The sequence below is a fragment of the Sagittula sp. S175 genome, from assembly GCF_049800975.1.
GTDB lineage: Bacteria > Pseudomonadota > Alphaproteobacteria > Rhodobacterales > Rhodobacteraceae > Sagittula.
Genome location: NZ_JBNAGB010000009.1, coordinates 134770 through 147488, shown reverse-complemented (window position 1 = coordinate 147488; position 12719 = coordinate 134770). Strand labels below are relative to the sequence as shown.

General features: G+C 64.2%; 10 protein-coding genes. 6 read left to right on the top strand and 4 right to left on the bottom strand.

All coding sequences use genetic code 11. The features are described 5' to 3' along the window. From ACP16H_RS13585 to ACP16H_RS13570, 4 genes are all read right to left on the bottom strand, one after another. The gene (locus tag ACP16H_RS13585; protein ID WP_425072852.1) at positions 1 to 2112 is read right to left on the bottom strand and encodes an acetate--CoA ligase family protein; all 2112 of its coding nucleotides are present in this window, start codon (positions 2110 to 2112) and stop codon (positions 1 to 3) included. Next, positions 2112 to 3272 (bottom strand): acyl-CoA dehydrogenase family protein, encoded by a 1161-nt coding sequence (locus tag ACP16H_RS13580; RefSeq protein WP_425072851.1) that lies wholly within the window; start codon positions 3270 to 3272, stop codon positions 2112 to 2114. The genes ACP16H_RS13585 and ACP16H_RS13580 overlap by 1 nt, the downstream gene beginning before the upstream one ends. Before the next feature lie 193 nt (positions 3273 to 3465). Then, entirely contained in the window at positions 3466 to 4311 is an 846-nt protein-coding gene (locus ACP16H_RS13575) for a fumarylacetoacetate hydrolase family protein (protein ID WP_425072850.1), read from the bottom strand. A gap of 46 nt (positions 4312 to 4357) precedes the next feature. After that, on the bottom strand, positions 4358 to 5050 hold the full coding sequence (locus ACP16H_RS13570) for a GntR family transcriptional regulator (protein ID WP_425072849.1): 693 nt from the start codon (positions 5048 to 5050) through the stop codon (positions 4358 to 4360). A 226-nt stretch (positions 5051 to 5276) separates the two neighbouring features. Here ACP16H_RS13570 and ACP16H_RS13565 point away from each other — a divergent pair, with 226 nt between their 5' ends. The 6 genes from ACP16H_RS13565 (at position 5277) to ACP16H_RS13540 (ending at position 12709) form a co-directional block, all read left to right on the top strand. After that, on the top strand, positions 5277 to 6287 hold the full coding sequence (locus tag ACP16H_RS13565) for a TRAP transporter substrate-binding protein (protein ID WP_425072848.1): 1011 nt from the start codon (positions 5277 to 5279) through the stop codon (positions 6285 to 6287). Positions 6288 to 6386: 99 nt separating this feature from the next. After that, a complete protein-coding gene (locus tag ACP16H_RS13560) occupies positions 6387 to 7196 on the top strand; it encodes a TRAP transporter small permease subunit (protein ID WP_425072847.1) in 810 nt (269 codons plus the stop codon). Beyond that, positions 7196 to 8788: a TRAP transporter large permease gene (locus ACP16H_RS13555; RefSeq protein WP_425072846.1), complete on the top strand. Its 1593-nt coding sequence runs from the start codon at positions 7196 to 7198 to the stop codon at positions 8786 to 8788. Before ACP16H_RS13560 ends, ACP16H_RS13555 begins: the two co-directional genes overlap by 1 nt. 117 nt (positions 8789 to 8905) lie before the next feature. Next, the gene (locus ACP16H_RS13550) at positions 8906 to 9856 is read left to right on the top strand and encodes a phytanoyl-CoA dioxygenase family protein (protein WP_425072845.1); all 951 of its coding nucleotides are present in this window, start codon (positions 8906 to 8908) and stop codon (positions 9854 to 9856) included. Positions 9857 to 10004: 148 nt separating this feature from the next. Then, positions 10005 to 11498 (top strand): UxaA family hydrolase, encoded by a 1494-nt coding sequence (locus tag ACP16H_RS13545; protein WP_425072844.1) that lies wholly within the window; start codon positions 10005 to 10007, stop codon positions 11496 to 11498. 149 nt (positions 11499 to 11647) lie between these two features. Further along, positions 11648 to 12709 (top strand): Gfo/Idh/MocA family protein, encoded by a 1062-nt coding sequence (locus tag ACP16H_RS13540; RefSeq protein WP_425072843.1) that lies wholly within the window; start codon positions 11648 to 11650, stop codon positions 12707 to 12709. The last annotated feature ends 10 nt before the right edge of the window (positions 12710 to 12719 follow it).

Here is a 12719-nt window from a genome sequence, read left to right as displayed (position 1 = left end):
TCAGTTCCCTTCCTTCAAACGTATCAAGGCATCCACGGCCACAACGCCATCCGCCTTGCAGATCAAGGGGTTGATCTCCACCTCCTCGATCCGCTCCACCTCGGCCACCACCAGCCGCTGCACGGCCATCACGGCCTCCACCAGTCCTTCCATGTCGACGCCCAGCGACCCGCGCCACCCCGCAAGCACCGGCGCAATCCGCAGCTGCGCCAGCGCCGAACGAACCTCCTCCGGCCGCACCGGCAAGAGCATCGTAACCGTATCGCGCAAGACTTCTGTCATCACCCCGCCCGCGCCCAGCGTCAGGACAAATCCATGCGCCGGATCGCGCAAGACACCGACCAGCAGTTCGACCACACCGCCCGTCACCATCTCTTCGACGAGAAAGCCGTCACAGCCCATGTCCTTCGCAGCCGCAGCAACCGCCTCCGCCGACAAAAGCCCTAGTTTCACCGCCCCCGCCTCGGACTTGTGCGCAAACCCCGTGCCCTTCAGCACCACCGGAAAGCCGATCCCCCGCGCCGCCTCCGCAGCCGCTTCGACACCGGCAACAACCACCCGCCCCGGCACCCGAACCCCAACGGACGCCAGCAGCGCCTTCGCCCGATCTTCGGACAACAGCCCAGCTTCTTCTTGGTCCAAATACCTCCGGGGGGAGTCGCCAAAGGCGACGGGGGGCGGCGCCCCCTCTACCTGCAACACCGGCTCCGCGCACACCGGCTCCCCCAGGAACGCCGCCGCCCCGATCGCCTCCAACGCTGCCGGCAAATCGCACAGCGGCACGATTCCGCGCGCGAAACAGCTTTCCGCCACAGCCTCCGGCAAGGTATCCACCAATGTGGCCAGAACAGCCATCGGCTTGCCCGATGCCCGTGCGGCCCCCTCCACCGCATCCAGCACCGGCAGCCAGTCCGCGTCCGAACAACGATCCCCACGCGGGAAATCCAGCACCACGGTGCCCAGCCCGACGTCCCCCGCCATCATGGCCGCGAAACAGCCCGTCATCGCGGGCAGATCACCCCAGATATAAGTGTTGTAATCCAACGGGTTGGCCAATGCCACCTTCGGCCCCAGCACGGCCCGCAGCCCGTCGCGCTGCACCTCATCCAGCTCCGGGAACGCCACCGGATAGGCCAGCCCGGTATCCGCCATCAGGCTCGCCTCGCCCCCGGAACAGGACATCGACCCCACCCGGTTCGACGCCAGCGGTCCCACCCCGTGCAAGATCTTCAACGTCTCCAGCAGTGCCGACAGGGACGACACCTGCGCCACGCCGCATCTGCGCAAAAGCGCCCGCGCCCCGGCATCCGACCCGGTCAAGGACGCCGTATGCGACACCGCCGCCCGCGCCGATTGCTCGGACGCGCCCAGCTTCATCGCCACGATGCGCTTGCCCAGTTCCCGCGCCCGCGCCGCCAGCCGTTCAAAGCCCCGTACATCGCGAATGCCCTCGATATAGAGCCCCAGCGCCGTGATGCGCGGGTCCTCCAGCACCGCCTCACCGAGGCGCGCTAGGTCAACCGCAGCCTGGTTCCCCACCGTCCCGATCAGCGCAATCGGCAGCCCTCGCGCCTGCATCGACAGGTTCAGCGCGACGTTGGAACTCTGCGTCAGGATCGCCACGCCACGCTCGGCCCTGACCAGCCCATGCTGGTCGGGCCACAGTGCCGCTCCCTCCAGCGCATTGACGAAGCCGTAACAATTCGGCCCCAGGAACGGCATCTCCCCGGCGGCCTCGACCAGCGCCGCCTGCAAGTCCCCGCCATCGGCAAGCTCTTGCTGCGCCTCGGAAAACCCGGCGGCAAAGCACACCGCACCTCCCGCCCCCAGCGCCGACAGGGCCCGCAGAACCTCAACCGTGGCCCCCCGGTTCACGCCGATAAACACCGCATCCGGCGCCCCCGGCAAATCGTTAACAGACGCAAAGGCCGCGACGCCGCCAACCTCCCCCCGCGTCGGATGCACCGGCCAGACGTAACCGGCAAACCCGATCTTGCGACACTCGCGCACCACGTTGGCGCACCACGCGCCACCGCCCACCACGGCGATGTTCTTCGGGCGCAACAGCCGTTGCAGGCGTAGGTCGGGGCTGTGCCCCGACTCCCCCCGCATCACGCGCCCATAGGCCGGAAAATCTCCCGGCTGATGATGTGCCGCTGGATCTCCGACGTGCCGTCCCAGATCCGCTCCACCCGCGCATCGCGCCAGAACCTCTCGATCGGGAAGTCGTCCATCAACCCCATGCCGCCAAAGATCTGCAAACTCGTATCTGTCACCCGCGCCAGCATCTCCGACGCATAAACCTTGGCCGAGGCAATCTCGCGGTTGGCAGGCAGGCCTTGATCCAGCCGCCACGCCCCCGCCAGCGTCAGCCAATCCGCCGCGTCGATCTCGGTCACCATATCGGCGACCTGGAACCCAACGCCTTGGAACTTGGCGATTTCCTGCCCGAACTGCTTGCGCTGCGCCGCGTAGTCCACCGCCATGTCAAAGCAGCGCCGCGCCCGCCCGACACAGAAAGCCGCCACGGTCAGACGCGTGGCATACAGCCATTCGTTCATCACGGCGAAACCGCCATCCACCTCGCCCAGGACCTGAGCCTCCGGCAGACGGCAGTCGTTGAATTCAAGGATGCAGTTCTTGTAGCCCCGGTGCGAGACAGACCGATAGCCCTCGCGCACCGTGAACCCCGGATGCCCCCGGTCCACGAGGAAACAGGTGATCCGCTTCTTCGGCCCCTTGGGCGTCTCATCCACCCCCGTGGCCACGAAAACGATAAAGAAATCAGCGTGATCCGCGCCAGAGATGAAGTGCTTCGTGCCGTTCACCACCCAGTCGCCGCCGTCGCGTCGCGCGGCGCATTTCATCCCGCGCACGTCCGACCCCGCGTCCGGTTCTGTCATGGCCAGCGCATCCATGCGCTCGCCGCGCACCGCGGGCAGAAGGTACTTCTCACGCTGCTCGCCCACGCAGGCCATCAGGATGTTCTGCGGGCGGCCAAAGAAATGCGTCAGCGCCATGGACCCTCGACCCAACTCGCGCTCCACCAGCGTGAAATCCAGATGCGACAGCCCCGCGCCGCCGACCTCCTCGGGGAAGTTGCAGGCGTAGAACCCAAGGTCGATGACCTTCTGTTTCAGCGCCTCTCCGAGTCCCGGCGGCACTTCGCCCGTGCGCTCGACCTCCGCCTCATGGGGATAGATCTCCTTCTCGACAAAGGTCCGCACGGTGGAGACGATCATCTCCTGTTCATCGGTCAGTCCGAAATGCATGAGCGCCTCCTGTTGGCCTCATGAGAGAGGGATTCGTCCGGGCATTCAAACGAGAAACACCTCCGACCTGTTCCGTCCGCGACATCTCCGGTCGATTTCGCCGCCCAGATTAAAGCCGCCCGAATAAAGCCGCCCAGACAAAAAAGGAGGCGCACAGCGCCTCCTTCCGAAATTCGTACTGCGTGGCAGGCGCTTAGGACGCCGCCACTGCCGTCTGGCGCTGTGCGCCCAGCCCGTGAACCTCGATCTCCATCACGTCGCCCGGCTTCAGGTAGCGCGGCGGCTTCATGCCCATGCCCACGCCCGAAGGCGTTCCGGTTGCGATGATGTCGCCCGGCACCAGCTTCATGAACTGGCTCATGTGCGACACGATCTGTGCCACGGTGAAAATCATGTCCGAAGTTTCCGAATCCTGAACGGTCTCGCCGTTCAGCTTCAGCGTCACGCGCAGCGTCTGCGGATCGCCCACCTCGTCTGCCGTCACCAGATACGGGCCGGTCGGACCGAAGGTCGGGGCCGACTTGCCCTTTACCCACTGACCGCCGCGCTCGATCTGAAAGCTGCGCTCGGACATGTCGTTGATGGTGCAATAGCCCGCCACGTAATCCAGCGCGTCGGCCTCGGACACGTAAGACGCCTCCTTGCCGATCACCACGCCCAGCTCGACCTCCCAGTCGGACTTCTCCGATCCACGCGGGATCACCACGTCGTCGAAAGGTCCGGACAGGGCAGACGTCGCCTTGTTGAAAAGGATCGGTTCCGCAGGAACGGCCATGCCGCTTTCGGCCGCGTGCTTGGCATAGTTCAGGCCGACGCAAAAGAAGTTCGGCACCGATGCCACGCAGGCCCCGATGCGGCCCGGCTCTGCCACCACGGGCAGGCTGTTTACGTCGATGGCGCGCAGTTTGTCGAGCGCCGCCCGCGAAACGGTCTCTCCCGCGAAATCGCTGACATGCGCCGACAGGTCACGCACCTGCCCCTCCGCATCCAACATCCCCGGTTTCTCCTGACCCACCGGGCCGTAGCGCAACAATTTCATAACCGCTCCTTCATAGGGTTTTGTTCAATGTCTTTTGCCACGCGCGTCATTCGCCCGCGGCGGCGGGTGTCTGGGTTTCTTCCGGGGGCAATTCGCCTTCGCTCAGGAAGAAGTCCTTTACGTTGATCAGGAGCCGGAACAGATGCGCGCGCACATTCTCCGTCACCAGTTCCGGATCACGGGCGCGCAGGCCTTTCACGATCTCGGCGTGCTGATGCAGCACCCGATCGCGCGAGCGTTTGCGCGTCGCCGACAGATAGCGCGCCCGCCACAGCCGCGCCAGAAGCGCCGCGTGCATTTCGGCCAGCACAGGATTGTGCGCGGCCTCCGCAATGGCGCGGTGGAACCCCATGTCCAGCTCGAACAGGTCCAGCATGTCCATTTCGTCGTATTCCCGCGCCATGCGTTCGGCGATTTCGGCGATGGCCTCGATCTCCTCGTCCGAAGCCCGGTCGCAGGCCAGCCGCGCCGACAAAAGCTCCAGCGAGGTCATGACCTCGATGTTATGCGCGATCTCTTCAAAGGATGGCTCCGCCACGATGGGCGAACGCGCCGGGCGCAGCAGAACCAGCCCTTCCTTCGCCAGGATGCGAATCGCCTCGCGCATCGGGGTCCGGCTGACCCCCAGTTCCCCGGCGTGATCGCGTTCCTTCACCGGTGTCCCGGGCGCAAGATCCCCGCGCAAGATGTCCCGTCGCAGGCGATTCGCGATCTGTTCCGGCAGTGTCTCCTCCGGCATGGCGCAGCCCACCTTTCTGGTTTTTTCTGACTTTTCGCCGTTTTCCTTACCCAATGGGCAAGGCCTCCCATAGTCGAAATTTGGTATACCAAAAATCCTTGCCTGTCGACGGGGGTTTCGTTAGCGTGCGAACACCGGGTTGGTATACCATCCTGAAACGGGAGGCGGAGGAGCCTTTCCTAATTCATGAAGGCGGCCGCTCTGAGCCGTCACACGGGAGGACAACATGAAGAAACTTCTGACGACGGCCGCGGCCGTTGCCATTGCTGCAACTGCCGCTTCCGCACAGGACGTGACCCTGCGTATCCAGACGCACTACGCCTCCGAGCATCCCTCGGGCATCCTGGCCGCGCAGTTCGCCGATGACATCGAAACCATGTCCGGCGGCGCCATCGACATCGAGATGTTCTATTCCTCGTCCGTCGTCGCCACGACCGAGACCTTCGACGCCGCGATCAACGGCATCCTCGACTGCGACATGACCGGCGGCGCCTACCAGACCGGCAAGAACCCCGCGTTCCAGTTCGTCGGTGACATCATGGGTGGCTACGACACCCCGTGGCAGCAGCTGTCCTGGCTCTACTACGGCGGTGGCTACGATGCCGCGCAGGAGCTGTACAACGCGCAGGGCATGCAGCTGATCGGCTGGTGGATCTACGGTCAGGAATCGCTGTCCTCGTCCAAGCCGCTGGCCGGCTTCGAAGACCTGAAGGGCTGGAAGTTCCGTTCGCCTCCGGGTCTGGAAACCGAGATCTTCGAAGGTCTGGGCGCGCAGCCGATCGTGATGGACTTCACCGAGATCTTCACCGCTCTGGAAACCGGAATCATCGACGGCGCCGACGCGTCGGGCCTGTCGAACAACGTGGGCCTCGGTCTTTATGACCTTGTGAACCATGCCACCTACCCCGGCTTCCACTCGATGCCCTCCGACCACCTCGCCTGCAACAAGGACGTGTGGGACGGCCTGAGCGACGCACATCGCCGCATCATCGACACCGCGATGCAGAAACTGTCCCTGCACACCGCCCTGTCGAACGAAAAGAAGAACGCCGAAGCGGCAGCCATGCTGACCGCAAAGGGCGTGACCCTGCATAACTGGTCCGCTGAAGACCGCGCCGCGTTCCGCAAGGGCGCGCAGGTGGCATGGGACGACTGGGCAACCCGCTCGCCCGAAGCTGCCGCACTGGTGGAAAGCCACCGCAAGTACCTCAGCGACCTGGGCCTGCTGTCCCAGTGATGCGCGACTGACGGTTTGAAACGGACGGCGGGCCCGGGCAAAGGGCCCGCCGTTTTCACAATACAAACAAAGAGTTCGTGAATTGCGGGGAGGCAACACATGAACGGGGAGAGCGTCTGGCTCGGATCCCTCCGGGGACCAATCAAGTCGGCCATGTTTCTTTTCATGGCCCTGACGGCAGCCATCTATGTCTGGCTCGTCATTGCACAATTCGTCACCGCCGAGCCTATCGGCATGCACGAGATGATCCGCCCCGCCGGGCGTCCGATCGTCTGGGCCATGCTGATCTGCCTGTCTCTGGCCTTGCTCTTCGGCGCCATCTGGATGTCCGACATCAAGGGCGTGATCGAGGTAGACCGTTCCGGCCCCTTCGACATCGTGAGCCTCATCCTCGGGCGCCTCTCGATGCTGGCCACGGTATTTATCGTCATCACCATGAGCTTCGAAGTCGTTGCCCGCTATGTCTTCAACGGGGGCACGCTCTGGGCGAATGAACTGTCGCTGTGGATCGCGGCTTTCGTCTTTCTGTTCTCCGGCCTCTATGCCATGCAGCAGCGCAGCCACATCCGGATCTACGTCATCTACGACCTGATGCCGCGCTGGATGCAGAAGGCCTCCGATGTGGTCTCGGTCTTCCTGATCTGGGTCTTCATCTTCTGCCTCGTCTGGGGGGGATACGCCGATGCCGAAAAGCGCCTGCTGACCCTCGAAGGCTATGGCTCCGCCTGGGATCCGCCCATTCCCGGCACCGTCAAGGCGACCGTTCTGATCATCGCGATCCTCGTCGGGCTGCAAGCCATCTCGAACCTGATCGCGGACTGGAACAAGGCGCCTGAACATCACTCCGCCGATGACATCGACGAGCACGAGATCGAGAACATCCGCAAGACCCTCGAGGAGAAACACTGATGGACGTTGGAACGATCTCCCTGGTCCTGTTGCTGGGCATGTTCGCCCTGCTGGCGATCGGGATGCCGCTGGGCTTTGCCTCGGCATTCCTGGCAGTCGTCACGCTCTTGATGAAATTCGACGCGGACATCCTCTTCCGCTCCTTCGGCAAAGGCCCGTTCTCCGTCCTCGGGCAGGCGGTTTACCGGCAGATGGTGAACTACGTCCTCATTTCGGTGCCACTCTTCATCTTCATGGCGGCACTGCTGGAGCGATCCGGCATCGCGCGGGACATGTATTCCTCGCTGAACGTCTGGCTCAGCCGGGTGCGCGGCGGCATCGCCATCGTGACCTCGGTCATGGCCGTCATCATGGCCGCCATGTCAGGCATCATCGGCGGCGAAGTCGTGCTGCTTGGCCTGATCGCCCTGCCCCAGATGCTGCGGCTTGGGTACAACCAGAACCTCGCCATCGGCACGATCTGCGCCTCCGGCTCTCTGGGCACCATGATTCCACCGTCCATCGTCCTCATCTTCTACGGGCTGGTGACGGAAACCTCGATCAAGGCATTGTTCACAGCCTCCTTCCTGCCCGGCTTCATGCTGGCCTCGTTCTTCATCGTGTACATCATCGTCCGCACCCAGATGAATCCGGACATGGCACCGCTGCCGCCCGAGGACCCGACCGCCCCCAAAGGCCGCGAGAAGAGCATGATGTTCCTCGGCTTCCTGTCGAAGTTCGGCATGTACATCACGGCTGCCCTTTTCCTGCGCGCTCTGTTCTTCACCGTCACCGGGGCCAACGTGCCGACCGAAGGCGTCGATCCGATCCTGCTGGGCATGACGTCTGACCTGCCCTGGCTGGCCGGTGCCTTCGTGATTTTCGGACTGGTCGCCTTTGTCCTGGTGGGCAAGGAACGTACCGCGCAAGGCTGGGAAATGGGCCGCGGCCTGATTGCTCCGACTGTCGTGATCGGCGTTGTCCTCGGCTCGATCTACGGCGGCATCACCGGCATCACCGAAGCTGCGGGCATGGGCGTCGTCGCTGTCTTCGTCATCGGCCTGTTGCGCCGCGAGATGACCTTCGAAATCGTCTGGGACGCGCTGATGCGCACGGTGAAATCCACCGGCACGATCATCTGGGTCACCATCGGCGCGGCGGCTCTGGCAGCGGCCTACACGCTGGCCGGCGGCCCGACCTACGTGGCCAACCTGATCGTGGGCGCAGACATGCCGACCATGGGCGTGATCCTCATCATGATGTTCATCTTCCTCATCATGGGGATGTTCATGGACTGGGTGGGGATCGTGCTGCTCATCATGCCGGTGTTCCTGCCCATCGTCACCCGCCTGCCCGCCGAAGAAATCGGCTGGTTCGGCCACATCGACGCGCGCATGATCCCGATCTGGTTCGGCGTGGTGTTCTGCATGAACATGCAGGTGAGCTTCCTGTCGCCGCCCTTCGGTCCGGCTGCCTTCTACCTGAAGTCCGTGGCCCCTGCGCATATCTCGCTCACCGACATCTTCAAAGGCTTCCTGCCCTTCATCGCCCTGCAGCTTCTGGCGCTGCTGGTGTTGCTGGCATGGCCGCCAATCGTGACGATCTTCCTTTGATCCTCGCAGGGGCGCCCCACACGGCGCCCCTGAACCACTGACTGCCACTCGCGCTTTGCGCCGGACCTGCTCCCGACCCGCCCGCGCGCGCCGCGCGTTTCACGGAAAGGCACACCCATGTCCCTGATGCTCTCCGACGATCAGATCCGCCAGTTCGAGACCGAGGGCTACCTCGTCGTCGACAACGTGCTCGACACCGCGACCCTCGACGCCGTCCGCTCTGAATATGCGGCCCTGCTCGACCGCCTCTATGCCGGATGGGAAACCGAAGGCCGCGTTCCCTCCGCCGGGGATCAGGATTTCTGGCAAAAGCTGCTGACCTCCTACGCCGCAGGCTGCGACTGGTTCCAACCGATGGACATCTCCCTGCCGGGCGGCGAGATCACTGCCGATACTCCCTTTCACTTTGGCCCGGCCGTCTTTGACATGATCACACACAAGCGGCTGCTGGACATGGTGCAGGACCTGATCGGCCCGGAACTGACCTCCAACCCCATCCAGCACGTCCGGCTGAAGCCCCCGGCTCCAACCCTGGTAAAGGACGAACCCCGCGCCCACATCACGGCCACGGATTGGCATCAGGACAAGGCCGTCGCCCATGCCGAGGCCGACAGCACCCGGATGGTCACTGTCTGGCTGGCGATCTCGGACGCCACGGTCGAGAACGGTTGCCTGCAGGTCGTCCCCGGCAAACCGCAAATGTATCCACACTGTCCGCAGAAGCAGACCGCCATCGCGCCCGGATGTCTCGACGAGACAAAGGCGCTGACCCTCCCGGTCAAGGCTGGCGGCGCGGTGCTTTTCCATCCCCTGACGCCGCACGCGTCTCTGGCCAACCAGTCGCAGGACTTCCGCTGGTCCTTCGACATCCGTTTCAACGTGACAGGCCACCCCACAGGACGCAGCCACTTTCCCTCCTTTATCGCCCGGTCCGAAGCCCATCCGGCCGCCGAACTGCGCGACTGGGAGGCGTGGAAAGGCCTGTGGGAAGCCGCGCGCGCCGAACTGGCGACCCGTCCCCACATCCCGATCCACCGCTGGTCATCCGACGCCCCCGTCTGCGCCTGAGTCCCCCTTGCAACCTGCGGCTGGAAGGCGCAGACATGACTGGCATATTAGTAGATCACCGCCCCCTGCTTCTTTGGTTTTCCAAATACCGCAGGGGGTCGGGGGCTGGCCCCCGATCCTCCACCTCCGCCACAGACCCGAGGTCAACATGAGCACCGTCCGCCTCTCAGATGCCGACAACGTCGTCACCGCCGTCACCGCCCTCGAAGTCGGCCAGCACGGCGCAACCCAACTGATCCCACGCGGTCACAAGCTGGCCACGCAGGACATCGCAAAGGGCGAAGCGGTCATCAAATACGCACAGGTCATCGGCTACGCTGCCGAAGACATCGCCACCGGCAGCCATGTCCACACCCACAATCTCGAGTTCCGCAACGTCGACACGGAGTACGAATATTCGACGAATATTCGCCCCGCCCCCGCGGTCACGTCGCGCGACACCTTCATGGGCTACAAACGCCCTACGGGCCGCGTCGGCACCCGGAATTACATTGCCGTCCTCACCTCGGTGAACTGTTCCGCCACCGCCGCCCGCAGGATCGCGGCGCATTTTTCGGATGAAAAATTGGCCGCCTACCCGAACGTTGACGGCGTCGTCGCCTTCGTGCATGGCACCGGTTGCGGCATGGCGGGTCAGGGCTCCGAAGGCTTCGAAGCCCTCCAGCGCGTCATGTGGGGTTACGCCCGCAATCCCAATGTCGGGGGTGTGCTGATGGCGGGCCTCGGCTGCGAGATGAACCAGATCGACTGGCTGGTCGAGGCCTACGGTCTGCAGCCCGGCCCCCTGTTCCAGTCCATGAACATCCAGGACGTGGGCGGCCTGCGCAAGACCGTCGATCTGGGCATCAAGAAGATCGAAGCCATGCTGCCCATCGTCAACCAGGCCACACGCGAGGAATGCCCGGCCTCCGAGCTGATGGTCGCGCTGCAATGCGGCGGCTCGGACGCGTGGTCCGGCATCACCGCCAACCCCGCCGTCGGCTATGCCTGTGACCTTCTCGTGGCCCAGGGCGGCACCGGCGTTCTGGCCGAGACGCCCGAGATCTACGGTGCCGAGCACCTGCTGACCGCCCGCGCCAGCAACCGGGAAGTGGGCGAGAAACTTGTCGACCTGATCCATTGGTGGGAGGACTACACCGCCCGCAACAAGGGCTCGATGGACAACAACCCCTCACCCGGCAACAAAAAAGGTGGCCTGACCACCATCCTGGAAAAATCGCTGGGGGCCGCGGCAAAGGGCGGCACCACGCCTTTGACCGGGGTCTACAAATACGCTGAACCGGTGACCGCCAAAGGTTTCACCTTCATGGACAGCCCCGGCTACGACCCCGCCTCGGTGACCGGTCAGATCGCCAGCGGCTGCAATCTGGTGTGCTTTACCACCGGGCGCGGCTCTGCCTTCGGCGCGAAACCCAGTCCCTCGATGAAGGTCGCCACCAACACCGAGATGTACAACCGAATGACCGAGGACATGGACGTCAACGCCGGCAGCATCCTGACCGAGGGCAAGACCGTCGAGGAGGTAGGCCGCGAGATCTACGAGATGTGGTTGCGCATGGCCTCGGGAGAGGTATCGAAGTCCGAGGAACAGGGCCTGGGCGACTATGAATTCGTGCCTTGGCAGATTGGCGCCGTGATGTAGGGAACGTCGCCCCGTTCTTTGGCCGGGGCGACCTGCGCGCCCTTCGGGCGCGGCGGGGCTCTGCCCCGAACCCCGAGGTATTTCGATCAAGATGAAGGCAGGGGCGGTGCGTCGACCATCACCCCAAATCAAGTGCGAAAGGGTTAGCAATGGCCGGACTTCCGCTGTGTATCGTGGGCGCAGGGTCCATCGGACAGCGCCATATCGACGTGGCGCGCCAATCTGCCCACATCAAGCTTGTGGCCGTCGTGGAGCCTCACGCGGCATTGCGCGACAGGCTGGAGCAGGCCGGGTTGCCGATGGTTGCCGCATTGGATGATGTGCCCGGGCACGTACAGGCCGCCATTGTCGCCACTCCGACGCAGGACCATTTTACCTCTGTGACGGGCTGTCTGACGCGCGGATGGGCCGTCATCGGAGAGAAGCCGCTTGGCGCCACGCTGGACGAGGCGCGCCTCATGCGCGATCAGGCCGAAGCCAAGGGCCTGCCCCTTTTTACCGGGCACCATCGTCGCTGCCACCCGTTCTCCATCGCTGCACGCGACGCCCTGCGCGAGATCGGAGACCTCGTCGGTATTCAGGGTCTCTGGTCGCTTCGCAAGCATGACAGCTATTACGAGGCAGATTGGCGGCGCGCGCCCGGGGCTGGCCCCTTGCTGACCAACCTGACCCATGAAATCGACCTTTTGCGCTTTCTCGTGGGCGAGATGATCGAAGCGACAGCCCTTTTGTCCTCCGCCCGCCGTGGTCTTGTGATCGAGGACACCGCCGCCCTGGCCTTTCGCTTTGCCAATGGTGCCCTGGGGTCGTTCCTGATCTCGGACGCTGGCGCGTCACCGTGGTCCTTCGAAGCGGCAAGCCATGAGAACCCCGCCATTGCCGGATCCGGCGAGGACTACCTGCGCATCATAGGCACCGAGGGTGCGCTGGCCTTTCCGTCTGTCACGCGATGGGGCCGTTCCGCGCCCGGAGAGATCGAGTGGTCGAAACCCCTCGCGCTGCACGACGCGCGCCGCTTCGAAAAGCTCGATCCGCTGCTGGCCCAGATCGACCGCTTTGCCGCGGTGGTCGCCGGTGGTCGCGACGACGTGCTTTGCACCGCTGCGGACGGCATCGCCGCCATGGAGATGACATTGGCATGCGCCCTGTCAGGCAAAACAGCGCGCCCTGTCACGCCGGCGGATGTGCCGGGAGATTACACCGGGGTCTGACCCCGCCGCG

Coding starts and splice junctions, on each gene's coding strand:
- ACP16H_RS13545 (WP_425072844.1), top strand. CDS start 10,005: ATGAGCACCGTCCGCCTCTCAGATGCCGACAACGTCGTCACCGCCGTC.
- ACP16H_RS13575 (WP_425072850.1), bottom strand. CDS start 4,311: ATGAAATTGTTGCGCTACGGCCCGGTGGGTCAGGAGAAACCGGGGATG.
- ACP16H_RS13550 (WP_425072845.1), top strand. CDS start 8,906: ATGTCCCTGATGCTCTCCGACGATCAGATCCGCCAGTTCGAGACCGAG.
- ACP16H_RS13540 (WP_425072843.1), top strand. CDS start 11,648: ATGGCCGGACTTCCGCTGTGTATCGTGGGCGCAGGGTCCATCGGACAG.
- ACP16H_RS13565 (WP_425072848.1), top strand. CDS start 5,277: ATGAAGAAACTTCTGACGACGGCCGCGGCCGTTGCCATTGCTGCAACT.
- ACP16H_RS13560 (WP_425072847.1), top strand. CDS start 6,387: ATGAACGGGGAGAGCGTCTGGCTCGGATCCCTCCGGGGACCAATCAAG.
- ACP16H_RS13570 (WP_425072849.1), bottom strand. CDS start 5,050: ATGCCGGAGGAGACACTGCCGGAACAGATCGCGAATCGCCTGCGACGG.
- ACP16H_RS13555 (WP_425072846.1), top strand. CDS start 7,196: ATGGACGTTGGAACGATCTCCCTGGTCCTGTTGCTGGGCATGTTCGCC.
- ACP16H_RS13585 (WP_425072852.1), bottom strand. CDS start 2,112: ATGCGGGGGGAGTCGGGGCACAGCCCCGACCTACGCCTGCAACGGCTG.
- ACP16H_RS13580 (WP_425072851.1), bottom strand. CDS start 3,272: ATGCATTTCGGACTGACCGATGAACAGGAGATGATCGTCTCCACCGTG.